This is a genomic window from Arthrobacter wenxiniae (genome assembly GCF_013376105.1).
Classification (GTDB): domain Bacteria; phylum Actinomycetota; class Actinomycetes; order Actinomycetales; family Micrococcaceae; genus Specibacter; species Specibacter wenxiniae.
Genome location: NZ_JAAMFM010000022.1, coordinates 1 through 25,590, shown reverse-complemented (window position 1 = coordinate 25,590; position 25,590 = coordinate 1). Strand labels below are relative to the sequence as shown.

The window sequence follows — 25,590 nt, the reverse complement described above, 5'->3', positions numbered from 1 at the left end:
ACTTATGGAACTTGGCCAGTTGAGGGCCCTGCGCGAAGTCCAGGCGAGGGGAAGCATAGCCGCGGCCGCGCAGGCGCTGCGCGTCACGCCGTCGTCCGTTTCACAACAGCTTTCGGCGCTGGCGCGCAGGGCGGGGACGGCATTGACCTACAGGCACGGCCGGCGCACGGCCCTGACCCCGGCGGGCCTCGCCCTCGCCCGGGCCGCCGCCGAGGTGGAGGTGGCCATGGCCCGTGCCGAAACCGCCGTCCAGCGGTTTACCGACGACGCCGGCGCCCCCGTGTCCGTGGCGGCCTTCCACAGCGCCGGGCTGGCCCTGTTCCGCCGCCTGGAGCAGGCCGTGGCGGAAGGCGGCGGGCCGCGGCTGGCGTTCTCGGACGAGGACGTGGCCCAGCAGGGCTTTGCCGCGCTCACGGCCGACTACGACGTCGTGGTCGCCCACAGGCTGGCCGGCAGCCCCGCGTGGCCGGAGACGGTGCGGGCCACCGCGCTGGCGTTCGAGCCGCTGGACGTGGCCGTCGGCGCCGGGCACCGGCTGGCCCGGCGCAAGAGCCTGGTCCCGGCCGACCTGCGCGGCGAGCAGTGGATCTCGGTGCACCGCGGCTTCCCGCTGGAGGGGGCCATCGAGCTGATCGGCACGCTGGCGGGGGAGGATGCGGCGATAGCGCACAGGATCAACGAGTTCTTCGTCGCCGCGTCCGTCGTGGAGCGCGGCGCCTGCGTCTCGCTCATGCCTCGCTACACCGTGAGCCGGAGCTGCTTTCCACAGCTTGTGCTTGTCCCGCTGCGGGCCCCGGCCCTCGGGCGGCACATCGACATCCTGGCCCGGCCGGAGGCGATGGAGCGGGCCGGCGTCCAGCACGTCATCCGCGCCCTGCACGGAGCCATGGCGGCCCTGGTGAACCGCCCGGGCGGCGGCAGGCCGCCCGCGACGATACGCTAGGGCCATGCCGAAATCCGTGCCGCAAGAGGCCCCGTCCGCACCCGCGCCCGGCCCGTCAACCTCACGGCAAATCCTGCACCTGGCCGTCCCGGCCTTCGGCGCGCTCATCGCCGAACCGCTCTTCCTGCTGGCAGATTCAGCCATTGTGGGCCACCTGGGCGTCGCCGAACTGGCGGGCGTGGGCCTGGCCGCCACGGTCCTGCAGACGGTGGTGGGCCTCATGGTGTTCCTGGCGTACTCCGCCACCCCCGCCGTGGCCCGCCTCCTCGGTGCCGGCCGCCGTGCCGACGCCCTGGCCGTGGGCCGGGACGGGCTGTGGCTGGCCCTTGTGCTGGGGCTCGCCCTCGCCGCGGCCGGCTGGCTGGCGGCGGGCCCTGTCCTGCGGTGGATGGGCGCCGGCGGCCCGGTGCTGGGCAACGCGCACGAGTATCTCGTGGTGAGCATGGCGGGCGTCCCGGCCATGCTGCTGGTCCTGGCGGCCATGGGCGTGCTGCGCGGCCTGCAGGACACGCGGACGCCGCTGCTGGTGGCCGGCGTGGGATTCGCCGTCAACATCGCCCTGAACCTTGCCCTGGTCTACGGCCTCCGGATGTCCGTGGCCGGCGCCGCGCTCGGCACGGTGCTGACGCAGTGGGGGATGGCAGCCGTCTACCTGGTGATCGTCGTCCGGGCCGCCCGGGCCGAAAGCGTTGCCGTGCGCCCCGACTGGGCCGGCGTCCGCACCGTCTCGCGCGTGGGCGGCTGGCTCACGGTCCGGACGCTGTCGCTGCGCATGGCCATCCTCGCCACCGTGGTCGTGGCGACCTCGCAGGGGCCGGCCAACCTGGCCGCGCACCAGCTGGCCATGACCCTGTTCACCCTCCTCGCCTTCGCCCTCGACGCCCTCGCCATCGCCGCCCAGGCGCTCATCGGCAAGGAGCTCGGCGCCGGGAATGTCACGGTGGTGCGCACACTCACCCGCACCATGACCTGGTGGGGCGTGGGCTTCGGCGTGGTCACGGGACTGGCGCTGTGGGCCGCGGCCCCGGCCGTGGGCTGGCTGTTCACCAACGACGCCGGTGTCCACCGGGCGCTCGCCGCCGCCCTCGTCGTGATGGCCCTGGGCCAGCCCCTGGCGGGCTACGTCTTTGTCCTGGACGGCGTGCTGATCGGCGCCGGAGACGCCCGCTACCTGGCGCTGGCGGGGCTGGCCAACCTGGCCGTGTACCTCCCCCTGCTCTGGTGGGTCCGGGCCGCCTCGCTGGGAGACGCCCCGCCCGCCCTGGTGTGGCTGTGGGCCGCGTTCAGCCTCGGCTACATGGCGGCCCGCGGGGCCACCCTGGGCCTGCGCGCCCGGACTTGCCGCTGGATGCGGGTGGGCGTGCCGGCCACCGGTAGAATTGGCGGGTGAGTGAAACAGCCGTGCCGCAAGGCGCAAACCCATCCCTGCCCAGCGCCCACGGGAACCGGATCTGGCAGCCGGTGCTTTTCCGGTCCATGGCCACCCTGCTCTTCGGCATCATCACCGTCTTCTTCGGCTCGCCGGACACCCTGGGCCTGTGCCTGAACTTCGGCTGGTACTTCCTGGTCCTGGCGGCGTCGCACTACTGGGTTGTCCGGCGGCTGGTCCTGCCGCGGGGCGACACCAGGCGCCTGGCCCTCCTCGGCGGGGCGGCGCTCCTGGCCGTGGCCGGCGTCGTCATTTTCATTGCCATCAGCGCGGCACTGGCGGCGTGGCTCGGCGCCGTGGCGCTTGCGCTCATGGGCGCCGCCGAGCTGTTTGCGGCCCGCGCCTCGGACCGCTCGCAGCTGCGCAGCGACTGGCTGATCTCCGGTGTCCTGGGCCTGGGCACCGGCGTGCTCCTGCCATTTTTCAGTGGCGCGGGCCCGCATGCCCTCCTCGGCGTCGCCGGCGGCGGGGCGCTCATGAGCGGCGCCCTGTGGCTCCTGTCCTCGCTCACCCTCCGCCATGACGCCCGGCAGCCAAAAGGAACGTAAACTGGGGGCAAGTGTTCTACTTTGCGTAGAACGCACCGAGGTGAGCCGGTGCCACAACCAATACCTAAGGATCCATCGTGGGCAATAAAGAGCCGCAGAGCTCGAAGTCGGGCAATTCCATCAGGTTCCCCCTGAGCTTCTCCTTCGCCATGGGTGCCGTGGCCGGCGTTGTTGTGCTGGTCTCCTCCGCCGGCGGCACCAAGCACGGGCTGCGCTGGGACCTTGGCGGCATCGCCTTCGGCATCGCGTTCATCGCCACGCTGCTCGTCTCCTCCCTGCTGGTCATGAGCCACAAGGAAAACCCGGACTACCTCAGCGAGGGATCCGGAGTGAACCGCCGGTCCTCGGACCGCCTGCCCGGTGCCAGGCAGGCCGCCGCGGACGCTGCCGGGACGTCTGCGGAGACCGCGGAGAAGAAGGACGACGGCGGCACCCCCACCGCCTGACGGTCACCCCCGCAGGGCGGCCAGGCTGGCCGTTATGCGGTCAAAGACGGCCGCGTCCACGGCCACCCCGTGGCGCTTGAGGGCAAGCACGGCCGCGCCGGCCAGGCCGTCGCGGACCAGCACGGGCGCCGGGCAGGGGCCCCCGGCCCGCTCCCGGACCTCTTCCATGACGGCCGCCGCAATGGATCCGCCCTTGGTCAGGACGCTGCCGCCAAAAACCAGCGGCCCGTCAAGTCCCCCCTCCAGGACTGCCAGCAGGGTCCGGGCCAGCTCGGCAGCCGCACGCCCGGCAATGTCCCGGGCAACGGGGTCCGCTCCGGCCCCGAAGACCAGGGGCGCAAAGCGCGAGAGCTCGATCGGTGCCAGCGCGTAGCTCTTGGTGATCAGCTGCTGCAGGGCGCCCGGGCGGCCGAACCGGCGCCGCGGCGTGTCCGCGCTGATGTCCAGCTGGGCCAGCACCCGTTCCGTCAGTGCGGTGTGCGGCCCGCGCCCGTCCAGGGCGGCCGCCACGGCACGCACCACCTCCCGGCCCAGCCAAAATCCGGCCCCGCTGTCGCCCAGGAGCCATCCCGTCCCGTCGGCCACATCCGCGAGGCGGCTGCCTTCCACGCGGGCGGCCACGGCGCCCGTCCCGGCAATCAGCGCATGGCCATCGTCATGATAACTTCCGGAATAAAAGGTCGCCAATAAATCAGATTCAATCACGACTCCGTGACTCAGACCCAAGGGTTCCAGTCGCCTGAGGAGCGGCTCCGGCGGCATTTCAAGTGATGCCCCGGCCAGCGCGACGGTGGCCGAATGGACCGTCCCACCCGTGCCCCCAAGGGCCTCGGCGGAGGCGCCCAGCAGGGCGTCCGCCGAGCCCTCAAATCCCCGGGAAACGGGGTTTCCGCCGCCGGCGGAACCATAGCCGAGGCATTGCCCTGAGGATGCCACCAGAACTGCCCTGGTGGAAGTCCCGCCGGCGTCGATTGCGAGGTAATTGTGCATCGTTACCATTCCGTGCCCTAGCTGTGACTTGACTTACACTGACCATGATAATAGTTTTCAATCTACGCAGGTCAAAAAGAAACGGATTTTCAGATGGCGACGTTCACCCCTTCTCCCGCAGCGGCAAATGCCGCCGGCGTGGTGAACCGCATTCAGGCCAAGCTGCCGGACATGCCGGCGGCGATGGCCAAGATTGGCGCGTTTCTTTTGGAGCACCCGCACGCCCCGCTGGAGCTTTCCATCATGGAGCTGGCCGGGCAGACCAAGACATCCCCGGCCACGGTGACCCGCTTCTGCCGCCTGCTGGGATATGCGGGCTATGTTCCCTTTCGGGTGAGCATCGCCTCGGATGTGGGCCGCAGCGACGCCAGGGAATCCTGGAAGTCGGACATCGGGCGGGCGTTCGGCCCCGATGACTCGGCAGGTGACGTGCTGAGCACTCTGGTCAACGCCCACACCCGGTCCCTGGAGGAAACGGCTGCCGTCATGGACCTGGCGCTGATGAACAAGATCGCCCGCCGCATCGCCATGAGCTCGCATGTGGACATCTACGGCATTGGCGGCAGCGCCGTCATGGCCAAGGAACTGCAGTCCCGCCTCTACCGCATCGGCATCAATGCCCACCACTGGTCCGAGGTCCACGCCGGACTCACCAGCGCCGCCATCCAGGATTCAAATTCCGTGGCCATTGGCATTTCCAACACCGGCCGCACCGAGGAAACCATCCAAATGCTGCGCGAGGCCGGCGAGGCCGGCGCGCTGACCGTCGCCTTGAGCAACAACCCCGGTTCGCCCCTCGCGGAGAGCGCCGACGAGGCCATCATCACCTCGGTCCACGAACAATTCCTCCAGCCGGACGACCTCTCCGCCAAACACGTGCAGCTGCTGGTCCTGGACATGATCTACCTGCTGGTGGCCCAGATGAACTTCACCCAGACTGCCGCCAAGCTGGCCGCCTCCGCCGCTGCCGTCTCGCCGCACCGGCGCCCCACCCGGGCGGCACGCCTGGAGTTGGGAGTCCGCCGCCAGCGCACAGGTGAAAGGAGCCGCAAGCATGTCTGAGGCCATTGCAGCATTCAGTCGTGAAGTCAGCTCCCGCCTGGAAGACATCACCGTGTGGGCGGCCGCCGGCGGCCTGACCGCCGCGGCGAACGCCCTGGCCGACGCCGTCGCCGCCGGCGGCGTCATCCAGGCCTTCGGCACGGGGCATTCCGAGGCCTTCGCCATGGAAATCGCCGGACGCGCCGGCGGATTGATACCCACCAGCAAGATTGCCCTTCGCGACCTGGTGCTGCACGGCAGCCGCCACGTCGCCGTGCTGGACTCCCTGGAAGGCTCCATTCTGGAACGCGAGGACGGGGTGGCCGAGGAACTTTTTGGGCTCCAGCCCGTGGACCCGCGGGACATTTTCATCATCGCCTCGAACTCCGGCGTCAACGCCTCCGTGGTGGGGCTGGCGCTGCTGGCCAAGGAACGCGGGCACACCGTCATCGCGGTGACCAGCCTGGCGCACACGGCCGCCGTGGAGAGCAAACACCCGTGTGGGATGCGTCTCAGTGAAATTGCGGATATTGTTATGGATAACAGGGCGCCTTTTGGCGATACAACCCTTGAGATTTCCGGCGGAGGAGGGGTGGGGGCAGTGTCATCGATAACAGGGGCGTACATCGCGCAGTTGTTGACCATCGAGACTGTCCAATTCCTGGTCCGTGCGGGGAAAGAACCGCCCATCTACGTTTCGGCAAACACGCCGGGCGGCGACGAACACAACAATGCGCTGGTGGCCAGTTATGCCGGCCGCCTCAGGCGCGAGGCATGACACATGGAAGCAGGACCCGTACCCCAAGTACACGGCAGCATCTTTAGCGCTCGTACCATCAATGGAAGGCAGTACAAAGAATGAGTATTTTGAACAAGCCGGTGCAGCGTCGTGGATTCCTCCGCGGCGCCCTCGCCACCGCCGTCGTTGTTCCGTTGGGCGGGGCCCTTGCATCCTGCGCAGGCGGCGGCGGCACCACCCAGACCTCGGCGGCCGCCGGCGGGGCGGTCTCCGCAACGAATCCGTTCGGCGTTGCCAAGACGGGCACCCTTGACGCGGTCATCTTCAAGGGCGGCTACGGCATTGACTATGTCGACTTTGCCGGTGCCATCCTGAAGAAGGAATTCCCCGGCATCGACGTGAAGATCAGCCCCTCCACCGACATAGCCCAGGAGATGCAGCCCCGATTCGTCGGCGGCACCCCGCCGGACCTGATCGACAACTCCGGTGCCAAGTCCATCGGCTTCAGCACCATCCTGGACCAGCTCGAGGACCTCAAGTCCATCACCGAGGCGAACAACCTCGAGGGCACCAAGATCGCCGACACCCTGTACGACGGCGTCCTGGCCCCCGGGACCTTTGGCGGGAAGGTGGCGGCCATCAACTACGTGCTGACCGTGTACGCCCTGTGGTACTCCAAATCCCTCTTTGACGCCAATGGCTGGAAGGTCCCCACCACCTGGGACGAAGCCATGGCGCTCGGCGCCGCGGCCAAGGCCAAGGGCAAGTACCTGTTCCTCTGGGGCAAGGAAGCGGCCACGTACTACCAGACCATGGCCATCGAATCGGCCATCAAGGAAGGTGGCGACGAGGTCCGCCTGGCCCTGGAGAACCTCAAGCCGAACTGCTGGTCGCTTCCGGCGGTCCAGAGCGTCTTCAGCGCCCTGGAAAAGATCATCAAGGCCGGCTACATGAAGCCCGGCGGCTCCGGAACCCAGTTCACGGCCGCCCAGGCCCAGTGGTCCAACAACCAGGACGCCCTGCTCTATCCCTCGGGGTCCTGGATCGAGAATGAGATGAAGGACCAGACCAAGGCCGACTTCAAGATGACCGGCACCCCGGTACCGGTCGTCTCCTCGAGCCCGAAGATCCCGCAGACGGGCATTCGTTCCGCCGCGGGTGAGCCGTTCGTCGTTCCTTCCAAGGGCAAGAACGTTCCCGCCGGCAAGGAGCTGCTGCGCGTCATGCTCTCCAAGGAATCGGCCGTCAATTTCGCGAAGACCAAGCTGGCCCCGACCGTCGTCAAGGGCACCGTGCCCGCGGACGGCTTCGGCTCGACGGCGCTGGTCTCGCAGACCACCATGTTGGACAACGCGAAGAAGAACATCTTCACGTGGAACTTCGTGGACCTCTACGGCATGAACCCCGACCAGCTGGTGCCGTGGAACTCCTTCCTGGACGGCAAGCTCGACGCCGCCGGCCTGACCAAGGCGCTGCAGGACATCACCGACAAGGTAGCCAACGACAGCTCGGTCACAAAGATTGAAGTGAAGTGACTCAAATGGCAACTCGCGTGCTGCCGGGCGGCGGCGTCCCCGCCGCTGCCCGGCGACGCCGGAAAAAACTGACATTCGACAAGGTCAGCTTCATGGCGGTCTTTTTGGGGCTGCCGCTGGTGATCTATCTGGTCTTCGTCATTTCGCCCTTTGCCCAGGCCGTTTACTACTCGATGACCAGCTGGGGCGGCTACAACAACAACATGCCGTTTATCGGCGTGGCCAACTACGTCAAGCTCTTTCAAGACGACATCTTCATGATCTCCGTGCGCAACAGCGTGATCCTCGCCGTCTTCCTGCCCGTCATCACCGTCATCCTGTCGCTGGTGCTGGCCACGCTTGTCACGATCGGCGGCAGCAGCCGCGGGCAGATCAAGGGGTTGCGCGGAGCCGGCTTCTACCGGATCATCTCCTTCTTCCCCTATGTGATCCCCGCCGTCGTCATTGGCCTGATCTGGGGCCAGATCTACGATCCCAGCTCCGGCCTGCTCAATGGCGTCCTGACGGGGATGGGGTTCGACGGGCTGAAGTCCTACCCGTGGCTGGGCGATTCGCGCACGGCCATGATCGCCTCCATGGTGGTCATCGTCTGGGGTTTTGTGGGCTTCTACATGATCCTCTTCATCGCCGCCATCAAGGGCATCCCGGCGGAAACCTATGAAGCCGCCCGCATAGACGGCGCGGGCCGCTTCCGCACCGCCATCAGCATCACCATCCCGTTGATCCGCGACAACATCCAGACCGCCTACATCTACATGGGCATCCTGGCCCTGGATGCCTTTGTCTACATGTCCGTCCTCAACTCCACGGGCGGACCGGGAAACTCCACGCTCGTGATTTCCCAAAAGCTGTTTAGCACGGCGTTCGCGAAGGGCCAGTTTGGCCTCGCCTGCGCCATGGGCGTGGTCCTGGCAGCGCTCACCTTGATCTTCGCCGGGCTGGTGTTCATGGTGAACCGGCTGACCGGCGGAAGCCGGGAGGTGAACGAATAATGTCGCTCAAGCTTTCCAAGAAACCGTCCGACACCCTCGGGCACGTCAACCGCAAGGCCCAGGAGACGGCCGGCGACAAGGTGGTGGCGGGGATCTCGCACACCATGCTGGCGCTGTGGTCCCTCATGGTCCTGATCCCCCTGGCCTGGACCCTGCTGTCCTCGTTCAAGACGACCAGTGAAATCTTTGCCTCGCCGTTTTCGCTGCCGAAGCACTGGAGCTTCGCCAACTACGTCAGCGCGTGGAACACCGCCGGCATCGGCAACTATTTCCTGAACACGGTGATCGTCGTTGGCTGCGCGCTGGTGATTGTCATGGTCCTGGGCGCCATGTGCGCCTACGTCCTGGCCAGGTACGCCTTTCCGGGCTCGCGCGCCGTCTACTACCTGATGCTGGCGGGCCTGACCTTCCCGATCTTCCTGGCCATCGTCCCGTTGTTCTTCATCCTGAAGAACATTGGCCTGCTCAACACGCTGCCCGGGCTGATCATCGTCTATGTCGCGTTTGCGCTGCCGTTCACCGTCTTCTTCCTGTTTGCCTTCTTCAAGGCCCTGCCAAGTGAAATCGCCGAGGCCGCTCAGATCGACGGGGCCGGGGAGTGGCGCACCTTCTTCCAGGTCATGCTGCCCATGGCCAAGCCGGGCATGGCCTCGGTGGCCATCTTCAACTTCCTGGGCCTGTGGAACCAGTACCTGATCCCGGTGGCCATCAACACCGACCCCGACGAGAAGGTGCTTTCGCAGGGCATCGCGGCCTTCGCCGGCCAGCAGGGGTACGCGGTGGACTTTGGCTCGCTGTTTGCGGCCGCCGTGATCGTGGTGGTGCCGGTGCTCGTCGCCTACATTCTCTTCCAGCGCCAGCTGCAGGGCTCCGTGTCCGCAGGCACCATGAAGTAGCTCCCAACCTCAACTTTCCAATTTCCGACGGCGGTACGCGGCCACGTGGGCGCGGTTCCCGCAGTTGCCGGTGTCGCAGTAGCGGCGGGAGCGGTTCCTGGACAGGTCGATCAACACGGCCCGGCAGTCGCCGGCCGCGCACACCTTCAGCCGCTGCAGTTCCCCGCCGCGGATGACGTCCACCAGTGCCATGGCGGCCTCGACCCCGATCCGCTGGGCGAGCGGGGCCGCCGGGGCCGTGGCGTGCAGGTGCCAGTCCCACTGGTCGTGCCGGACCAGCTGGGGAAGGGCGCGGGCCCGGGCGAGCAGGGCGTTGACCATCGACACCGCCGTGTCCTCATCCGCCGTCCAGATGCTCCGAAGCTCGGTGCGCATCCGCTGCACGGCCGCCAGCTCGGCCGCGGAGTGTTCCCGTGAGCCGGTGATCTGTTCCGCCGCCACGAAGCCATCCAGCTGTGCCACCGTGGCCAGCGTGTCCATGCCGGACTCCGTGCCGTCCGGCAGGACGCCAATGGGCGCCGTGTTGATCAAGTTCACGGCGGACACCAGCGCCACCTCCGTGTCATTAGTAAAGGCCACATTGACTCCTGACAATTGACGGGCGTAGTGTCATGAGTCTAACGCCTTTTACTCATGACATACGGACACGCCCATGACCTCGCCCAAGAACGCCGCCCTGCCCACCGCGCCCCCCAAGACATTTTCCCCCGCGCTGCTCTTCGCCTTCGCCTCCGCGGCGACCTTTGCGCTGTCCGGACCCTTCGCCAAATCCCTGTTTGAGGCCGGCTGGTCCCCGGGCGCCGCCGTGGCGGCGCGCATCGGGGGTGCCGCCGCCGTGCTTGCGGTGCCGACGGCCATCAGCCTGGTGCGGCAGTGGGCGGCCGTCAGGGGATCGCTGCTGCGCATTGCGCTCTACGGGATCGTGCCCATAGCGCTGTGCCAGCTGTTCTACTTCAACGCGGTGTCACACCTCTCCGTGGGCGTGGCGCTGCTGCTGGAGTACCTCTCGCCTGTGCTGCTGGTGGGCTGGGCGTGGCTGACCACCCGGACCAGCCCGCGCCTGCTGACCATCCTCGGGGCGGTCTGTGCCATGGCCGGGCTGGTCCTGGTGCTGGACCTGGCGGGCAGCACCAAGGTCAGCGTGACGGGCATCCTCTGGGGCCTTGCCGCGGCGGTGTGTTCGGCCGTCTTCTTCATCATGTCCGCCCGCAGCAATGACAACGTCCCGCCCATCCTCATGGCCGGCGGCGGCACGGCCGTCGGCGCGGCCCTGATCTTCGCCCTGGGCCTGGCCGGCCTGATGCCGCTGACGTTTACTGCGTCGGACGTGGTTTTCGCCGGCCGGCTGGTTCCGTGGCTGGTGCCCGTGCTGGGGCTGGTGCTCATCTCCACGGTCTTTGCCTACGTGGCCGGCATCATTGCCACGCGCGGCCTGGGCTCGAAGGTGGCGTCCTTTGTGGCGCTGTTCGAGGTGCTGTTTGCCGTGATCTGGGCATGGATTCTGCTGGGGGAGATGCCGCGACTGGTCCAGCTGCTGGGCGGGCTGTCCATCATGGCCGGCGTGGTCATGGTCCGGCTCGACGAGCTGCGCGGCTCCCGCCGGCGCGGCCCGTCCTATGTCGTGGACCTGGAGGCCGCGCCGGCCGTGCACGTGGACGCGCAGCGGCAGGGTTGAAGCGCCGCGGCAAGGCTCGCGGCGGCGGCTACCGGCCGAAGCGGCGCAGGCGCAGCGAGTTCGCCACCACCAGCACGGAGCTGGCGGCCATGGCGCCGCCGGCGATCATCGGGTTGAGCAGCCCCAGGGCCGCCACGGGGATGCCGACAGCGTTGTAGAAGAACGCCCAGAACAGGTTGGCCTTGATGGTTCCCAGCGTCTTCCGCGACAGCGCGATGGCGGTGGACACCTGGCCCAGGTCGCTGCCCATCACCGTCAGGTCCGCCGCCTCGATGGCGACGTCCGTGCCCGAGCCCATGGCGATGCCGAGGTCGGCCTGCGCCAGGGCAGCGGCGTCGTTGACGCCGTCGCCGGCCATGGCCACCGTGGCGCCGGCCGCCTGCAGCTTCCTGACCGCCTCCACCTTCCCCTCGGGCAGGACGTCGGCATGCACGTCGCCGGGTGCAATGCCGACGGCGGCCGCCACCCTGGCTGCCACGGCCGCGTTGTCGCCCGTCACCAGGATGGGGTGCAGACCCAGTTCCCGCAGCTGCGCAATGGCGTCCTTCGACCCGGCCTTGACGGTGTCCCGGAGGGCGATCAGGCCTGCGGCTTCGCCGTCGACGGCCACCCAGATGGCAGTGCTGCCGCGCTGCTGTTGCTCCAGCAGGGCTGCCCGGTCCGCAGCCGAAAGTTCGACGCCGTTTTCCTCCAGCCAGCCCGTGCGGCCGGCCAGCACGGTGCGGCCCTCGACGGCGGCGCGCACGCCGCCGCCCGGCGCTGAGGTGAACTCCGTGAGTTCCGGCAGGAGGCCTGCCCCGCCGGTCTGTTGACGGGCGTGGGCCGTGATGGCATGGGCGATGGGGTGTTCGCTGTGGGACTCCACGGTGCCGGCCAGGCGCAGGAGTTCGGCGGCGGGCACCCGGGTGAGGGGCACGACGTCGACCACGGACAGCCTGCCCTCGGTGACGGTTCCCGTCTTGTCCAGCAGGATGGTGTCGACGGTGCGGGTGTCCTCCAGGACCTGCGGGCCCCTGATCAGGATGCCGAGCTGGGCGGCGCGGCCGGTTCCTGAAAGCAGGCCGACGGGCGTGGCCAGGCCCAGGGCGCAGGGGCAGGCGATGATCAGCACGGCAACGGCGGCCGTGAACGCGGCCTGGAGCTCGCCAGCCCCGATCACCGGACCGCTGAGCAACAGCCACAGGGCAAAGGTGAGGACGGCGACGGCGAGCACGACCGGCACGAACACGGCGCTGATCCTGTCCGCCAGCCGGGCGATGGGGGCCTTGCCGGCCTGAGCCGCGCTGACGAGCCGGCCCATCTGGGCGAGCGTAGTCTCGGCGCCGACCCGGGTGGCCCGCACCAGCAGCCGGCCGGAGGTGTTGATGGTGGCGCCGGTGACGGCGTCATCAACGCCCACATCGACGGGCAGTGACTCGCCCGTGATGAGCGAGGTGTCGACGGCGGAGGCGCCGTCGGTGACCACGCCGTCCGTGGCGATCTTCTCGCCGGGGCGGACCACGAAGATTTCGCCAACGGCGAGTTCCGCGGCGGGGATCTTGAGCTCCACGCCGTCGCGCAGCACCGTGGCTTCCCTGGCGCCGAGGGTGAGCAGGGCCCTGAGGGCGTCGCCTGCCTTGGCCTTGGCGCGCGCCTCCAGGTAGCGGCCCAGCAGCAGGAACGAAACCACCACGGCCGAGACTTCAAAGTAGAGCGGGGCGTGTTCGCCGTTCATGGGCGTGCCGTGGGCCGTCATCATCGGGTCCAGGGCCAGTTCCACCGCGGAGAACAGGAAGGCCGCCGTGACCCCAATGGAAACCAGCGTGTCCATGGTGGAGGCGAAATGCCGGGCGTTGATGGCCGCCGCCCGGTGGAACGGCCAGGCGGACCACGTGACGACGGGCAGCGTGAGGATGCCGGCCACCCACCCCCAGTGCGGGAACTGCAGTGCCGGAACCATGGAAACGAGCAGGACCGGCAGGGCCAGGATGGCGGCGAGGACCAGGCGCGGGCGCAGCGTGGCGGCGTTGCCGCCGTGGGCCAGGTGGTCCTGGCCGGAAGGGGCGGGTCCTCCGCCGTGCTGCGCGGCACCCGGGCGGGGCGCCGGCGCAAGGTGGGGTCCGGCGTCGTGCTGGGGAAAGGCGGGGCTCTTCAGGGTGGCGGTGTAGCCCGTGGCTTTGACGGTGTCGAGGATTTGCTGGTCGGTAATGCCGGCGGGGACCGTGACCGCAGCCGTCTCCAGCGGGAGGTTCACGGATGCGCTGACGCCTTCGAGTTTGCCAAGCCTGCGCTCCACGCGGCTGACGCACGAGGCACAGGTCATGCCTTGGATGTCGATCTCGACCAGGCGGGGCCCGGGCGCGGCGGTCTGGGACAAGATGGCTGGGTCGCTCATGGCGCTCCTCCGTGGTGGCTAGGCGTTGTTGGCGACGACGAGGTAGCCGGCTTCCGCGACGGCCTCGCCGATTTCCGCGGGGTCCAGGGTCAGGGTGGAGGTGATGGTGACCTCGGAAATCCCGCCCGCGTTCAGGTCCACGGCGACCACTTCCACGCCCTTGAGCCCGGAAATTTCCTCGGTGACGGAATTGATGCAGTGCTCGCAGCTCATGCCGGCGACGTTGACGGTGGTGGTGTGGCTCATGGTGCTAGCTCCTCAGGAGTCGGGAAATGGCGGCGGTGGCCTCGGATACCTTCCCGGAGACGATCTCCGGGTTGCCGGTGGCCTGGGAATCGTTGGCCGCGTTGACCACGCAGTGCGCTATGTGGTCCTCGAGCAGGCCGATGCTCACGGCGTGCAGGGCCTTGTTGACGGCGGCCATCTGCGTGAGGATGTCAATGCAGTACTTGTCTTCCTCGACCATCCTGGCGATGCCGCGGACCTGGCCCTCGGCCCGCTTGAGGCGGCGGAGGTAGGCCTGTTTTTGCTCGTGGTAGCCGTAGGGGTGGCTGGCTTCTGCTGGAGTGCTCATGGCTTTACGCTATACCCCCAAGGGGTATGTGGCAAGTACCCCCTGGGGGTATTCTTCCGGGTCGGGCGCGCCCGCGGGCAAATTACCGGCCGGAAACTCTTGCCGCTCGGGCCCGGGGTGGCAAGACTTGACCCCATGGCTAACAACGGAGATACGTCAAAAAGCACCTACCTGCTGGCTGTGGGCACCAAAAAGGGCATGTGGCTGGGCACCAGTGCCGACCGGGCCGCCTACACCTTCACCGGCCCGCACTTCCTGATGAACGAGATCCCCAGCATCGGCATCGACACGCGCAACGGCAGCACCCGCATCCTGGTGGGCGTGCGCAGCGAACACTGGGGCCCCACCGTGGCGCACTCGGACGACCTCGGGCAAACGTGGGTGGAGCCGGACAACGGCGCCATCACCTTCCCGCCGGACACCGGGGCCGCCCTGGAGCGCGTGTGGCAGATCCAGCCCGACACCGGGGACCGGCCCGGGGTGGTGTGGGCCGGCTGCGAGCCCATTTCCGTCTGGAAGTCCACCGACGGCGGCGAGCACTTCGAGCTGAACCGCGGCCTGTGGGACCACCCCCACCGGTCCGAATGGGGTGCCGGCTTTGGCGGCGCGGCGGCCCACACGGTCCTGCCCAGCCCCGCGGACCCCAACACGATCCATATCGCCATGAGCACCGGCGGCGTCTACCGCAGCACCGACGGCGGGGCGTCCTGGCAGCCCAGGAACAAGGGCATCGGTGCCGGGTTCATGCCGGACGCCGAGCCGGAATTCGGCCAGTGCGTGCACAAGGTGGCCCGGGACGCGGGAAATCCCGGGGTCCTGTACGCGCAAAACCACGGCGGCGTCTACCGCACCGATGACAACGGCGACACCTGGACATCCATCGCCGAGGGCCTGCCGGCCGACTTCGGCTTCACCATGCTGGCGCACCCCCGGCGTGCCGGGACGGCCTGGGTGGTCCCCATTACGGCCGACAGTGCGCGGATCCCGCCGGAGGGCCAGCTGGCCGTCCACCGCACGGACGACGCCGGCGCCACCTGGGCGCGCCTGGCCGACGGCCTGCTGGAACCCGACTTCAACGTGGTGCTGCGCGACGCCGCCTCGGTGGACACGGCGGAACCCGTGGGCGTCTTCTTCGGCACCCGCGGCGGCACCGTGTACGCCAGCGGCGACGAGGGCAGCAGCTTTGCGCCGGTCCTCACGGGGCTGCCGGACGTCTTGTGCGTCCGGGCCGCCGTCGTCGGGCTGTGACGAGGGTCCATGCCTGAAGTCAACGTGCTGATACCCAGCCTGCTCCGGCCGGTCACGGGCGGGCGGGAGGAGCTGCGGCTGGACGTGGAGGCGGCGGGCGCCACGCTGGCCGACCTGCTGGACGCCATCGGCGCGCAATACCCGGTGTTCAACCGGCGGGTGCGTGATGAAACGGGGAGCCTGCGCCGCTTTGTGAACATCTATCTCGACGGCGACGACGTCCGGCGGCTCGACGGGCTGAAAACCCGCGTCGCCGCCGGATCGGAAGTCATGGTCATGCAGTCGGTGGCCGGCGGCTGAGCCGACGCCGGCCCCCGCGGGCGCCGGGCCGACGCCGGCCCCGCTACACGGCGTCGAGGTCCGTCTCGAGCAGCGCGACCAGTTTGTCCAGGGCGGCGTCCGCGCCGTCGCCTTCCGCGCGCAGCACCACGGTGCTGCCGTGCTCGGCACCCAGCGTCATGAGGGACAGGATGCTGCTGGCGTCCATCGCGTCCTCTGCCGGGGCGCCATCCATGGCGATCGTGACTTCAACGCCGGCGTTGCCGGCGGCCTCGGCAAAGAGGGCGGCGGGGCGGGCGTGCAGGCCGGAGCTGCTGGCAACGGTTGCCTTGCGTTCGGACATGGTTCCTCCTGGGGGAGCTGGTGGTGAAAACGTGGGTGGTTCGGTGGGTGTTGGGGACGGGCCCGGCCTACAGACCGAGCTCCTCGAGGATGGGCAGTTTCCCGCGCGCCCGCTCCCGTGCTTCCCCGGGGCTGGTTGCGCGTAGGGCAAGTGTAGCGATTTCCCGGGCCTCTTTCAGGGTCACCGTGGCCAGGACCGCCGCCACGGCCGCGAGCGAGCGCGCCGACATGGACAGCGTGCTCACCCCCAGTCCCACGAGGACGACGGCGAGGGCCGGGTCCGCGGCCGCCTCGCCGCACACGCCCACCGGCTTCCCGTTTCCCTCGGCCGCGGACCCGGCCACGGTCAGGCGGACCAGCTGGAGGACCGCGGGCTGCCATGGGTTGTTCAGGGCGGCCAGCGGCCCCAGCTGGCGGTCCGCCGCCATGGTGTACTGCGTGAGGTCGTTGGTGCCCAGGCTGGCGAATTCAACCTCGCGCAGGATCGACTCCGCGGTCACGGCCGCGGACGGGACCTCGACCATGACGCCCGGCGTCTTCAGCCCGGCGGCCGCGCAGAGGGACGCGAAATGGGCCGCTTCCGCGGCGGTGGAAATCATGGGGGCCATGACCCAGACGTCGGCCGTGGAGCCGGTGGCCGCCTCCGCAATGGCGGCGAGCTGGCGCTCCAGCACGCCGGGGGACGCGGCGTCCGTGCGGTAGCCGCGCACGCCCAGGGCCGGGTTGGGCTCCGTGGCATCGGTGAGGAAGGGCAGGGGCTTGTCCGCGCCGGCGTCGAGCGTCCGGACCACCACCTTCCTGCCCGGGAACGCGTCAAAGACGCCGCGGTAGGCCTCCACCTGTTCGGCGTTCGACGGCTCGGTTTCCCGTTCCAGGAAGCAGAATTCGGTGCGCAGCAGCCCCACGCCCTCGGCGCCGGCGGCAGCGGCCTTGACGGCATCCTTGGCGCCGCCCACATTGGCGAGGAGCGGGACCAGGTGCCCGTCCGCCGTCGTGCCCCGGCCTGTGAAGACGGCCAGCGTGGACGCGTTGGCGGCCCAGGCGGTGGCCGCCGCGCGCTCGCCTTCGCCGGGTTCGGTGGAGATGGTGCCGGCGGCGCCGTCCACGTAAACCTCGGTGCCGTCCGGCAGCCTGTCGACGCCGGCGGCCGCCACCACGGCGGGCAGGCCCAGGGAGCGGGCAATGATGGCGGTGTGGGACTGGGGGCCGCCGCCGGCCGTCACCAGAGCGACCACCACCGAGGGGTCCAGGGTGGCGGTGTCCGCGGGCGCCAGGTCCTCGGCCACGAGGATGAAGGGGGTGGCGGAGGCGGGGATGCCGGGGGCCGGGACGCCGCGAAGGGCGGCGACGATGCGGGCCCGGACGTCCAGGACGTCCGTGGCGCGCTCGGCCATGTAGCCGCCCAGGCTCACCAGCATGGCGGCGACGGCCTCGGCGGCCTCCCAGACGGCGCGCTCCGCGGACGTTCCCGTGTTAATGAGCTTGACGGCGGCCTTGATGAGCATGGGGTCCGTGGCCATGAGCGCAGTGGCCTCCAGGACAGCCTTCGCATCGCCGGCAGCCTCGGCGGCGCGGCGGCGGAGCTCCTCCTGGACGGTCCTGGCGGCAGCCTTCAGGGCCTCGGCCGCGTCCTCGGCGGTGGTCCCCGGGGCCAGTTTTTCACCGGCAGGCGGGTCCGCGAGCGGCCGGGGCATCTGCCGGACGGGCGCAACGATTCGTCCCGGGCTGACGCCCACTCCTGGGAAATTCTGCATTGAAAGTCCTCACGTTCCTTGGTTGCTGGCGGCGGTGCCCGGCTGTCGCGGGGACCCAAAATCACTTTTGTGATTTACTTCATATAGCGTTGCTATAGGTGATAGGGTAGCAGCCATGAACTTCGACGGCCAGCTTCCACCTAAAGCCAGGCTGCTCAAAGCCGCCGCTGAATTGCTGGCCAACTCGGCCGGCAAGCCTGTCTCAACCCGGCAAATCACCGAGTTGGCGGGCGTGACGGCTCCCACCCTGTACCACCACTTTGGCGACAAGGAGGGGCTGTTCAATGCGGTCATCGACGTCGGATTTGAAGAGTACGTGGCCGGTGAGCACAACTTCGCGCCCACCGGCAAGCCCCTGGCGGACGTTCGCCAAATTTGGGACAACCACCTGAAGTTCGGCCTGGACAACCCCCAGCTGTATTCGGTGATGTTTGGCAACATCCGCCCGGAAAGCCGTCCGGCGCGGGTCGCCGAGGCGGAAGGCTTCATGGAGGAAATGCTGGAGAAGGCCGCAGCCGCGGGCCAGCTTTGCGTTGCGCCCCAGGAAGCCGCCCGCAGCATCCTGGCCGCCAACGTCGGCGTCACCTTGATGCTCATTGCCGAACCCGCCGCCGAGCGCAATTTCGACCTGTCGGACATGACCCGCGAGGCAGTCATCTCGGCCGTTTCCTCCGAGGCGGAACTGAGCGGTGCGGGGGCGCCGGTGGGGGCGTCGTCGGTGGTGGTGGCGGCCATCGCCCTCAACGCCGCACTTGAATCATCACACCCGGAGCAGCTCTCAACCACGGAACTGAAGATGTTCCTGGAGTGGCTGGACCGCATCGCCAAAACTTCATAAGACCAACACTTGCTCGTTCTGCGCAGACGCAGGACCTACGGTTAGGAATTGACATGGCAACACCATCAGTGGCCGCCACAAAGGGCGGCGCGCGGGTTGGGGTGCAGAAATTCGGCACTTTCCTCTCGGGCATGATCATGCCCAACATTGGGGCTTTCATCGCCTGGGGCCTCATCACAGCCCTTTTCATCCCCGCGGGGTTCTTCCCCAACGCGGCCCTGGGTGCCATGGTCGGTCCCATGATCACCTACCTGCTGCCACTCTTGATCGGCTACACCGGCGGCAAGATGATCCACGGTGTCCGTGGCGGCGTGGTTGGTGCCGTGGCGACCATGGGCGTCATTGTGGGCACCGACATCCCCATGTTCATTGGCGCCATGGCCCTGGGCCCGCTGACGGCCTTGATCATGAAGAGGCTGGACAAGGTGTGGGAGGGGCGCGTCAAGCCCGGCTTTGAAATGCTCATTGACAACTTCTCGGCGGGTATCCTCTCGGGCATCATGGCCGTGGTCGGACTGGTGGTGGTGGGCCCGGTGGTGCTGGCCTTTAGCAACGCCGCAAGTTTCGGTGTTGAGTTCCTGGTCAATCACGGCCTGCTGCCGCTGACCAGCATCTTCATTGAACCCGCCAAGGTCCTGTTCCTGAACAACGCCGTCAACCACGGCATCCTCACGCCCCTCGGCACCGAACAGGCCCTGCAGCAGGGCAAGTCCATCCTCTTCCTGCTCGAGGCCAACCCCGGCCCCGGACTGGGCCTGCTGCTGGCCTACGCCATCTTCGGGAAGGGGCTGGCGAAGGCCTCCGCCCCGGGCGCGGCAGTGATCCAGTTTCTGGGCGGCATCCACGAGATCTACTTCCCGTTTGTCCTGATGAAGCCGATCATGATCCTGGCAACCATCGGTGGCGGCATGACGGGCATCTTCATGCTGGTCATCACGAGGTCAGGCCTGGTGGCCCCTGCGGCCCCGGGCAGCATCTTTGCGGTCTTCGCCATGACGTCAAGGGACAGCTACGTCGGCGTCGCCCTCTCCGTGGTGCTCGCCGCCACCGTTTCCTTCCTGATCGCCTCCTTCATCCTGAAGGTCAGCCCGCTCAAGGACGTGGACAGGGACAGCCTGGGCGAAGCCACCGCGCGGATGGAGGAGCTCAAGGGCAGGAAGAGCTCGGTGGCCTCGGCACTGGCCGGTGCCGCGGCCAGGGGCCCCATCTCCACCGTTGTCTTTGCGTGCGACGCCGGCATGGGCTCAAGCGCGATGGGCGCCTCGGTGCTGCGCAACATGATCAAGAAGGCCGGCTTCCCCCAGGTCAAGGTCACCAACGCGGCCATCGCCAACCTGACGGACTCCTACGACGTGGTGGTCACCCACCAGGACCTCGCGGACCGGGCGGCGCCCTACACCGCCAGCGCCGCGCACTTCGCCGTGGACAACTTCATGAACAGCCCCCGCTATGCGGACATTGTCGAGCTCGTGAAGGCCAGCAACTCCCCGGACGCCGCGCAGGCCTTCGCGGGCCCCGAGGAAGCGGGGGATGAGGTGGGCGGCAACGTCCTGGCCCGCGAAAGCGTCATCCTGGACGGCTCCGCCACCACCCGCGACGCGGCCATCGACGAGGCCGGCACGCTGCTGCTGGCCCGCGGGGCAGTCAATGCGGCCTACGTGGCGTCCATGCACGAGCGCGAGGAGACGGTCTCGACCTACATGGGCAACTTCCTGGCCATCCCGCACGGCACCAACGAGGCGAAGGGAAACATTGCCAGCTCGGCCGTGTCCATCATCCGCTACCCGGAGGGCATCGACTGGAACGGCAAGCCCGTGAAGTTCGTGGTGGGCGTGGCTGGTCTGAACAACGAGCACCTGGCCATCCTGTCCTCCATTGCCCGCGTATTCACGGACAAGGAGCTGGTGGCCCGGATGGAACGGGCCACCAGCGTCGACGAGGTCCTGGACATCTTCGGAAGGGTCAACGCGTAGTGAAAACAGTTCATTTTGGGGCCGGCAACATTGGCCGCGGATTTGTGGGGCTGCTGCTCCACAACGCCGGCTACGAGGTGGTCTTTGCCGACGTCGCCGGGGCCCTCATCGACGAGCTCGCGGCGGCGGACAGCTACCAGGTGCGCGCGGTGGGTGAGAACGCGGCCGTGCACACGGTGGACAACTTCCGGGCGCTGAACTCGGCCGCGGAGCCCGACGCAGTGGTTGCCGAAATTGCGACGGCGGACATGGTCACCACCGCGGTGGGGCCGGGCATCCTGAAGTTCGTGGCTCCGCTGATCGCCCGCGGCATCGCTGCCCGCTCGCCCGGGTTGGCACCGCTGCAGGTCATGGCCTGCGAGAACGCCATCAACGCCACGGACATCCTGGAGGCGGCCATTCGCGGCGGCTCCGGGCCGGACGCCTTGGACGCCGCCACTGTTGATGCGCGTGCCGTGTTTGCCAACACGGCAGTGGACAGGATTGTGCCCGACCAGGCGCCCGGCCAGGGACTGGATGTGACGGTGGAGGCGTTCTTTGAATGGGTCGTTGACAGGACTCCGTTCCGCGGGGCGGCGCCGGCCATTCCGGGCGTCACCTTTGTTGACGACCTTGCCCCGTACATTGAACGCAAGCTGTTCACGGTGAACACCGGGCACGCGTCCACGGCCTACTTTGGCTACGCCGCCGGGATCGCAAAGATTTCCGACGCCATGGCGGACCCGGACGTCCAGGCCAAGGTCCGGGCCGTGCTGGCGGAAACGAAGGCCCTGCTGGTGGCCAAGCATGACTTCAGCGAGGCTGAGCAGGAGGCCTACGTCCAGAAAATCCTGGTGCGCTTCTCCAATGAACACCTGCCGGACACCGTGGTGCGCGTGGGCCGTGCACCGCTGCGCAAGCTCAGCCGCCACGAGCGCTTTATCGGCCCGGCCGCCGAGCTCGCGGAAAACGGCGTCCTGCCCGCCGCCCTGCTGGAGGCCGTCGGAGCCGCCCTGCGCTTCTACGACGCCGGCGACGCCGAGGCCGTGGAACTGGCCTCCATCCTTGCCGAGAACACGGCGGACGCCGCAGCGGAACGGATCACCGGTCTCGCGCCCGGCCATCCGCTGTTTCCTTCCGTTCGCGAGCTGATCGCCGCGGCACAGGACTCGGCGGCAGCCAGCTAGCGGCGCACCCGCGGCGTGGCCCCTCTTTCGTAGCCCGGCGTCATGGCGCGGGGGCTATATTGGCGGTAGTCGAACAGCAGGACCACCCTATTGGACGAGAATTGCAGGAGACGTGCCCATGGCCAAGGAACTTGCCACCCAGCTCATCGAACAACTGCAGGCCGCGGGGGTGCGGCGGATTTACGGAATTGTGGGCGACAGCCTGAACCCCCTGGTCGACGCCGTGCGGAAAACCGGAGGGTCGGCCAAGGGCGGGATCGACTGGATCCATGTCCGGCACGAGGAGGCCGCGGCGTTCGCCGCAGGGGCCGAGGCCCAGCTGACCGGCCGGCTCGCCGTGTGCGCGGGCTCATGCGGGCCCGGCAACCTGCACCTGATGAACGGCCTCTACGACGCCAACCGCACCGGCGCCCCGGTGCTGGCCATCGCCTCGCACATCCCCAGCAAGCAGATTGGCAGCGGCTTCTTCCAGGAGACCCACCCGGACCGGATCTTTGACGAGTGCTCCGTGTATTCGGAGCTGGTCAGCACCTCGGACCAGGCGCCGCGCGTGCTCCACAACGCCATCCAGCATGCGGTGGGCCTGCGCGGCGTGGCCGTGGTGACCCTGCCAGGGGACATCGCCAGCCTGCCGGCCACCGCGCCGTCGCCCCTGCAGCGCCCGCTGCGCCCGGCCAGCCTGGTGCCGGCCGCCGAGAGCGTGCAGGAGCTGGCTGACGCCATCAACGGCGCCGCCAAGGTGGCCATCTTTGCGGGGGCCGGCGTGCAGGGCGCCCATGACGAGGTCCTGGCGCTGGCCGGAAAGGCCAAGGCGCCCGTCGGCCACAGCCTGCGCGGCAAGGACTTCATCCAATACGACAACCCGTACGACATCGGCATGACGGGGCTGCTCGGCTACGGTGCCGCGGCTGAGGGGATCGAGGACGCGGACCTGCTGATCCTCCTCGGCACCGACTTCCCCTATGACCAGTTCCTGCCCGCAACCAGGACGGCGCAGGTGGACCGGGCGCCGGAACACCTGGGCCGGCGCACCGACGTCGACCTCGCCATTCACGGCGACGTCCTGCCCACCCTGCAGGCGCTGCTGCCGCTCGTGAAGGAAAAGAAGGGCTCCAAATTCCTGGACGCGATCCTGAAGAAGCATGACAGGCTCATGAACAAGGCGGTGGGCGCCTACACGCGCAAGGCCGACAAACTGGTGCCCATCCACCCGGAATACGCGGCCTCCCTTTTGGACCAGATTGCCGCCGAGGACGCAATCTTCACCGCCGACACGGGCATGTGCAATGTGTGGACGGCCCGGTACATCAACCCGCTTGGCACCCGCCGGCTGATCGGCTCCTACCTGCACGGCTCCATGGCCAACGCGCTGCCCCAGGCCATCGGGGCGCAATCCGCCTTTCCGCACCGGCAGGTCATTTCCGTTTCCGGCGACGGCGGCCTGTCCATGCTCCTGGGTGAACTCGTCACGGCGGCCGCGCACAAGCTGCCCCTCAACGTGGTGGTCTTCAACAACTCGACGCTCGGAATGGTCAAGCTGGAGATGCTGGTGGACGGCCTGCAGGACTTTGGTGTGGACGTCCCGGACGCCAACTACGCCGCGGTTGCCGCCGCGCTGGGTTTCCATGCCGTCCGCGTCACCGACCCGGCGGACATTGCCGGCGCCTACCGCGCCGCGTTCGCCCACAACGGCCCGTCCCTGGTGGAACTGATCACCGATCCGCAGGCCCTGTCCATCCCGCCCAAGCTCAAGGGCGGGCAGGTGATCGGCTTTGCCACGGCCATGTCCAAGGTCGTGCTGAACAAGGGGGCCGGCGAGGCCGTCAGCATGGCCCGCAGCAACCTGCGCAACATCCCCCGCGGCTGACAGGCAACATCCCCCGCGGCTGGCGCGCGGACGGCGCGGCAGCAGCGGGGGATGGGGACGCGGGCGGGGGATCAGGCGATGGCGTCGTCGTGCACCACGGCCCGGGCCGGGATGGGTTCCAGCTTCCCCATGAGGAGGATGTAGGAGAGCAGCCCGCCCACGAGCGCCACGCCGCCGATGATGAAGGCGAAGGCGAAGCTGCCGGTGATGTCCACCACCATGCCGGTCACGATCGGGGCGGCCACGCCGGCCAGCAGGTTGACGCAGTTGACGATGGCGGCCAGTGAGCCGGCGCTGCCCTCCGGGGCGATGAGGGCCGGGAGGGAATTGCTGGTGACGTAGACCAGCGCGATCCCGGCGCTGCCGGCGGCAATCCAGATGATGGCCGACGTCGCACTGTGGCTGAAGGCGGCGCCGACCGTCAGGAGGGCCACGACCATGCCGACGATGATGACGCCCTTGCGGACCTTGTCGGCGTTGGCGCCGCGGCCAATCACCCGGTCCACCCACCAGCCGCCGATGGTCAGTTCCGAGATGAACATGGCCAGGGCGGGCACGGCCGCGTAGATGCCGCTCTTGAGGATGCTCTGGTCCATGCTCTGCTGCATGTAGCCCGGCAGCCATGTCAACAGCATCCAGAGCACGTACCCCGCCCCGGCGAGGCCGAGTGACAAGCCCCAGACCTTGCGCTGGCGCAGGAGGTAGCCGACGGTGGCCAGGTCGCTCTTGGGGCGGACGGACTCGGAGGAGGCGCCGCCGTCGACGATGTACTTGTACTCTTCCTCGGACAGCGCCTTCTTGTGCAGCTTGGCCGCGGGGCCGCTGTACTTCCAGACGAAGGCGGCCAGGAACACCAGGGACAGGCCGGCCTGGACCCAGAACGCCTCGCGCCAGCCCCACGTGGCCACGGTGAAGGCAATCAGGGGCAGCCCGAGGACATTGGCCAGGCGGGTGCCGCTGTCAAAGATGGCGGTGCACAGGCCGCGCTCGTGGCGCGGGAACCACAGGCCGGTGGCCTTCATGGCGCCGGGGAAGGCGGGTGCCTCTGCGACGCCGAGCAGGACGCGGGCCAGGACGATGATCCAGGCGCCCGAGGCAACCGCTGTCAGCACCGAGGCGATGAACCACAGGACGGCGCTGGCGCCCCAGATCTTCTTGACGCCGAAGCGGTCAAGGAGCATCCCCGAAGGAATCTGCATGATCGCGTAGGACCACAGGAAGGCGGAGGACAGGATGCCGAATTCGGTCGCGGTGAGACCGAATTCGTGCGAAAGCGGGGTTTGGGTGACCGAGATGGAGAGCCGGTCGATGTAGTTGATCAAAATGCCAAAGCCCATGAGCAGGGCAATGTTCCAGCGTGCCCTGCCGCGTGGCTTCACCGGCTTGGCAATGGACAATCGCTCGGGGGACAATGGCTCGGGGCTGGGCGCGTGGTGGTCAGTGGGTTGCGCGGGAGGAACCGTTTTTGCTGATTTGGACATGAAAATCTCCGGGAGTGGGATGTAGAGGCGTTGGCCTGCCTGGTGGGAGCTCTTCTAGGGGGTGGCGCGAACGGCTGAATAGTTGCAGGCGGATCGCGCCATGGGGATCAGCGATGCCAAAAGGATCGCCATGAGGACGGATTCCATGCTCCAGGAAAGTGGCGGGACGACGGTGAATGGCCACACGTGGCCGATCACTATCAACGCCACTGCGGCGAACAGAACCTGACCGGGGATGCGGCGTCGTTGCCGTCCCTGCCGTGGATGCGCCGAACTCGCCTTCAGCGCATCGTGCTCGTAGTAATTCATCGTTTGGTACAACCAATCAAGGGAACTGAGTGTTGTGTGCCTCACATTTTGAGGATGAAACGACTCTAAACCCATGCATTAGATTTCACAAGAGGAGATCTAAATTTCACATCATGAAATTTTGGTCCCGTGTCCCCGGGCCGCCATGCCG

Annotated in this window: 25 protein-coding genes; 16 read left to right on the top strand and 9 right to left on the bottom strand. The window is 68.1% G+C overall.

Annotation, left to right across the window (positions count from 1 at the left end; translation table 11 throughout):
* Positions 1 to 4: 4 nt before the first annotated feature.
* The 4 genes from G6034_RS13685 (at position 5) to G6034_RS13670 (ending at position 3,366) form a co-directional block, all read left to right on the top strand.
* A complete protein-coding gene (locus G6034_RS13685) occupies positions 5 to 943 on the top strand; it encodes a LysR family transcriptional regulator (protein WP_176635667.1) in 939 nt (312 codons plus the stop codon).
* Between the two features lie 4 nt (positions 944 to 947).
* Positions 948 to 2,333: an MATE family efflux transporter gene (locus tag G6034_RS13680; protein ID WP_176635666.1), complete on the top strand. Its 1,386-nt coding sequence runs from the start codon at positions 948 to 950 to the stop codon at positions 2,331 to 2,333.
* Positions 2,330 to 2,920 carry a DUF308 domain-containing protein gene (locus G6034_RS13675; protein ID WP_176635665.1) on the top strand — a complete coding sequence of 197 codons (591 nt, stop codon included), beginning with the start codon at positions 2,330 to 2,332 and terminating at the stop codon, positions 2,918 to 2,920. The genes G6034_RS13680 and G6034_RS13675 overlap by 4 nt, the downstream gene beginning before the upstream one ends.
* 77 nt (positions 2,921 to 2,997) lie before the next feature.
* On the top strand, positions 2,998 to 3,366 hold the full coding sequence (locus G6034_RS13670; protein ID WP_176635664.1) for a hypothetical protein: 369 nt from the start codon (positions 2,998 to 3,000) through the stop codon (positions 3,364 to 3,366).
* 3 nt (positions 3,367 to 3,369) lie between these two features.
* Here G6034_RS13670 and G6034_RS13665 read toward each other — a convergent pair whose 3' ends face one another.
* Positions 3,370 to 4,365 (bottom strand): N-acetylglucosamine kinase, encoded by a 996-nt coding sequence (locus G6034_RS13665; RefSeq protein WP_246295888.1) that lies wholly within the window; start codon positions 4,363 to 4,365, stop codon positions 3,370 to 3,372.
* Positions 4,366 to 4,449: 84 nt separating this feature from the next.
* Between G6034_RS13665 and G6034_RS13660 the strand changes: the two genes are divergently transcribed.
* The 5 genes from G6034_RS13660 (at position 4,450) to G6034_RS13640 (ending at position 9,559) form a co-directional block, all read left to right on the top strand.
* On the top strand, positions 4,450 to 5,418 hold the full coding sequence (locus tag G6034_RS13660; RefSeq protein ID WP_218063919.1) for a MurR/RpiR family transcriptional regulator: 969 nt from the start codon (positions 4,450 to 4,452) through the stop codon (positions 5,416 to 5,418).
* Positions 5,411 to 6,175 carry a sugar isomerase domain-containing protein gene (locus G6034_RS13655; protein ID WP_176635662.1) on the top strand — a complete coding sequence of 255 codons (765 nt, stop codon included), beginning with the start codon at positions 5,411 to 5,413 and terminating at the stop codon, positions 6,173 to 6,175. The genes G6034_RS13660 and G6034_RS13655 overlap by 8 nt, the downstream gene beginning before the upstream one ends.
* 80 nt (positions 6,176 to 6,255) lie before the next feature.
* Positions 6,256 to 7,671 carry an N-acetylglucosamine/diacetylchitobiose ABC transporter substrate-binding protein gene (gene ngcE / locus G6034_RS13650; protein ID WP_176635661.1) on the top strand — a complete coding sequence of 472 codons (1,416 nt, stop codon included), beginning with the start codon at positions 6,256 to 6,258 and terminating at the stop codon, positions 7,669 to 7,671.
* Positions 7,672 to 7,676: 5 nt separating this feature from the next.
* Complete coding sequence (locus G6034_RS13645; protein ID WP_176635660.1) at positions 7,677 to 8,663, top strand: carbohydrate ABC transporter permease; 987 nt, start codon at positions 7,677 to 7,679, stop codon at positions 8,661 to 8,663.
* A gap of 104 nt (positions 8,664 to 8,767) precedes the next feature.
* Positions 8,768 to 9,559: a carbohydrate ABC transporter permease gene (locus G6034_RS13640; protein ID WP_246295905.1), complete on the top strand. Its 792-nt coding sequence runs from the start codon at positions 8,768 to 8,770 to the stop codon at positions 9,557 to 9,559.
* 9 nt (positions 9,560 to 9,568) lie between these two features.
* On the opposite strand, the gene G6034_RS13635 is transcribed toward G6034_RS13640, so the two are convergent.
* Entirely contained in the window at positions 9,569 to 10,138 is a 570-nt protein-coding gene (locus G6034_RS13635) for a CGNR zinc finger domain-containing protein (RefSeq protein WP_176635658.1), read from the bottom strand.
* 73 nt (positions 10,139 to 10,211) lie between these two features.
* On the opposite strand from G6034_RS13635, the gene G6034_RS13630 reads away from it, so the two are divergent.
* Complete coding sequence (locus G6034_RS13630) at positions 10,212 to 11,234, top strand: EamA family transporter (protein ID WP_176635657.1); 1,023 nt, start codon at positions 10,212 to 10,214, stop codon at positions 11,232 to 11,234.
* A gap of 28 nt (positions 11,235 to 11,262) precedes the next feature.
* Here the strand turns inward: G6034_RS13630 and G6034_RS13625 are convergent, their stop codons facing one another.
* Genes G6034_RS13625 through G6034_RS13615 form a run of 3 tightly spaced genes read right to left on the bottom strand, consistent with a single transcriptional unit; the run spans position 11,263 to position 14,182 of the window.
* Positions 11,263 to 13,608, bottom strand: coding sequence for a heavy metal translocating P-type ATPase (locus G6034_RS13625; RefSeq protein WP_176635656.1), 2,346 nt, complete (start codon positions 13,606 to 13,608; stop codon positions 11,263 to 11,265).
* Positions 13,609 to 13,626: 18 nt separating this feature from the next.
* A complete protein-coding gene (locus G6034_RS13620) occupies positions 13,627 to 13,854 on the bottom strand; it encodes a heavy-metal-associated domain-containing protein (protein WP_176635655.1) in 228 nt (75 codons plus the stop codon).
* A gap of 4 nt (positions 13,855 to 13,858) precedes the next feature.
* Positions 13,859 to 14,182 carry a metal-sensitive transcriptional regulator gene (locus G6034_RS13615; protein ID WP_176635654.1) on the bottom strand — a complete coding sequence of 108 codons (324 nt, stop codon included), beginning with the start codon at positions 14,180 to 14,182 and terminating at the stop codon, positions 13,859 to 13,861.
* Between the two features lie 135 nt (positions 14,183 to 14,317).
* Between G6034_RS13615 and G6034_RS13610 the strand changes: the two genes are divergently transcribed.
* Complete coding sequence (locus tag G6034_RS13610) at positions 14,318 to 15,430, top strand: WD40/YVTN/BNR-like repeat-containing protein (RefSeq protein WP_176635653.1); 1,113 nt, start codon at positions 14,318 to 14,320, stop codon at positions 15,428 to 15,430.
* 9 nt (positions 15,431 to 15,439) lie between these two features.
* On the top strand, positions 15,440 to 15,730 hold the full coding sequence (locus tag G6034_RS13605; RefSeq protein ID WP_176635652.1) for a MoaD/ThiS family protein: 291 nt from the start codon (positions 15,440 to 15,442) through the stop codon (positions 15,728 to 15,730).
* Between the two features lie 43 nt (positions 15,731 to 15,773).
* Here the strand turns inward: G6034_RS13605 and G6034_RS13600 are convergent, their stop codons facing one another.
* Together G6034_RS13600 and ptsP are read right to left on the bottom strand one after the other, a co-directional pair.
* Positions 15,774 to 16,052, bottom strand: coding sequence for an HPr family phosphocarrier protein (locus G6034_RS13600; protein WP_176635651.1), 279 nt, complete (start codon positions 16,050 to 16,052; stop codon positions 15,774 to 15,776).
* Between the two features lie 67 nt (positions 16,053 to 16,119).
* Positions 16,120 to 17,805, bottom strand: coding sequence for a phosphoenolpyruvate--protein phosphotransferase (gene ptsP, locus G6034_RS13595; RefSeq protein ID WP_176635650.1), 1,686 nt, complete (start codon positions 17,803 to 17,805; stop codon positions 16,120 to 16,122).
* A gap of 115 nt (positions 17,806 to 17,920) precedes the next feature.
* On the opposite strand from ptsP, the gene G6034_RS13590 reads away from it, so the two are divergent.
* From G6034_RS13590 to G6034_RS13575, 4 genes are all read left to right on the top strand, one after another.
* Entirely contained in the window at positions 17,921 to 18,643 is a 723-nt protein-coding gene (locus G6034_RS13590) for a TetR/AcrR family transcriptional regulator (protein WP_176635649.1), read from the top strand.
* Positions 18,644 to 18,696: 53 nt separating this feature from the next.
* Complete coding sequence (locus G6034_RS13585; protein ID WP_176635648.1) at positions 18,697 to 20,616, top strand: PTS mannitol transporter subunit IICBA; 1,920 nt, start codon at positions 18,697 to 18,699, stop codon at positions 20,614 to 20,616.
* Entirely contained in the window at positions 20,616 to 21,782 is a 1,167-nt protein-coding gene (locus tag G6034_RS13580) for a mannitol-1-phosphate 5-dehydrogenase (protein WP_176635647.1), read from the top strand. Before G6034_RS13585 ends, G6034_RS13580 begins: the two co-directional genes overlap by 1 nt.
* A gap of 118 nt (positions 21,783 to 21,900) precedes the next feature.
* Entirely contained in the window at positions 21,901 to 23,649 is a 1,749-nt protein-coding gene (locus G6034_RS13575) for a pyruvate dehydrogenase (RefSeq protein WP_176635646.1), read from the top strand.
* 71 nt (positions 23,650 to 23,720) lie between these two features.
* On the opposite strand, the gene G6034_RS13570 is transcribed toward G6034_RS13575, so the two are convergent.
* Both G6034_RS13570 and G6034_RS13565 read right to left on the bottom strand, forming a co-directional pair.
* Entirely contained in the window at positions 23,721 to 25,130 is a 1,410-nt protein-coding gene (locus G6034_RS13570; protein ID WP_176635645.1) for an MFS transporter, read from the bottom strand.
* A 54-nt stretch (positions 25,131 to 25,184) separates the two neighbouring features.
* Positions 25,185 to 25,439, bottom strand: coding sequence for a hypothetical protein (locus G6034_RS13565; RefSeq protein WP_176635644.1), 255 nt, complete (start codon positions 25,437 to 25,439; stop codon positions 25,185 to 25,187).
* Positions 25,440 to 25,590 lie beyond the last annotated feature (151 nt).

Coding starts and splice junctions, on each gene's coding strand:
- G6034_RS13615 (WP_176635654.1), bottom strand. CDS start 14,182: ATGAGCACTCCAGCAGAAGCCAGCCACCCCTACGGCTACCACGAGCAA.
- G6034_RS13660 (WP_218063919.1), top strand. CDS start 4,450: ATGGCGACGTTCACCCCTTCTCCCGCAGCGGCAAATGCCGCCGGCGTG.
- ptsP (WP_176635650.1), bottom strand. CDS start 17,805: ATGCAGAATTTCCCAGGAGTGGGCGTCAGCCCGGGACGAATCGTTGCG.
- G6034_RS13570 (WP_176635645.1), bottom strand. CDS start 25,130: ATGTCCAAATCAGCAAAAACGGTTCCTCCCGCGCAACCCACTGACCAC.
- G6034_RS13680 (WP_176635666.1), top strand. CDS start 948: ATGCCGAAATCCGTGCCGCAAGAGGCCCCGTCCGCACCCGCGCCCGGC.
- G6034_RS13665 (WP_246295888.1), bottom strand. CDS start 4,365: ATGGTAACGATGCACAATTACCTCGCAATCGACGCCGGCGGGACTTCC.
- G6034_RS13590 (WP_176635649.1), top strand. CDS start 17,921: ATGAACTTCGACGGCCAGCTTCCACCTAAAGCCAGGCTGCTCAAAGCC.
- G6034_RS13610 (WP_176635653.1), top strand. CDS start 14,318: ATGGCTAACAACGGAGATACGTCAAAAAGCACCTACCTGCTGGCTGTG.
- G6034_RS13605 (WP_176635652.1), top strand. CDS start 15,440: ATGCCTGAAGTCAACGTGCTGATACCCAGCCTGCTCCGGCCGGTCACG.
- ngcE (WP_176635661.1), top strand. CDS start 6,256: ATGAGTATTTTGAACAAGCCGGTGCAGCGTCGTGGATTCCTCCGCGGC.
- G6034_RS13620 (WP_176635655.1), bottom strand. CDS start 13,854: ATGAGCCACACCACCACCGTCAACGTCGCCGGCATGAGCTGCGAGCAC.
- G6034_RS13685 (WP_176635667.1), top strand. CDS start 5: ATGGAACTTGGCCAGTTGAGGGCCCTGCGCGAAGTCCAGGCGAGGGGA.
- G6034_RS13575 (WP_176635646.1), top strand. CDS start 21,901: ATGGCCAAGGAACTTGCCACCCAGCTCATCGAACAACTGCAGGCCGCG.
- G6034_RS13625 (WP_176635656.1), bottom strand. CDS start 13,608: ATGAGCGACCCAGCCATCTTGTCCCAGACCGCCGCGCCCGGGCCCCGC.
- G6034_RS13585 (WP_176635648.1), top strand. CDS start 18,697: ATGGCAACACCATCAGTGGCCGCCACAAAGGGCGGCGCGCGGGTTGGG.
- G6034_RS13640 (WP_246295905.1), top strand. CDS start 8,768: ATGCTGGCGCTGTGGTCCCTCATGGTCCTGATCCCCCTGGCCTGGACC.
- G6034_RS13600 (WP_176635651.1), bottom strand. CDS start 16,052: ATGTCCGAACGCAAGGCAACCGTTGCCAGCAGCTCCGGCCTGCACGCC.
- G6034_RS13645 (WP_176635660.1), top strand. CDS start 7,677: ATGGCAACTCGCGTGCTGCCGGGCGGCGGCGTCCCCGCCGCTGCCCGG.
- G6034_RS13630 (WP_176635657.1), top strand. CDS start 10,212: ATGACCTCGCCCAAGAACGCCGCCCTGCCCACCGCGCCCCCCAAGACA.
- G6034_RS13655 (WP_176635662.1), top strand. CDS start 5,411: ATGTCTGAGGCCATTGCAGCATTCAGTCGTGAAGTCAGCTCCCGCCTG.
- G6034_RS13565 (WP_176635644.1), bottom strand. CDS start 25,439: ATGAATTACTACGAGCACGATGCGCTGAAGGCGAGTTCGGCGCATCCA.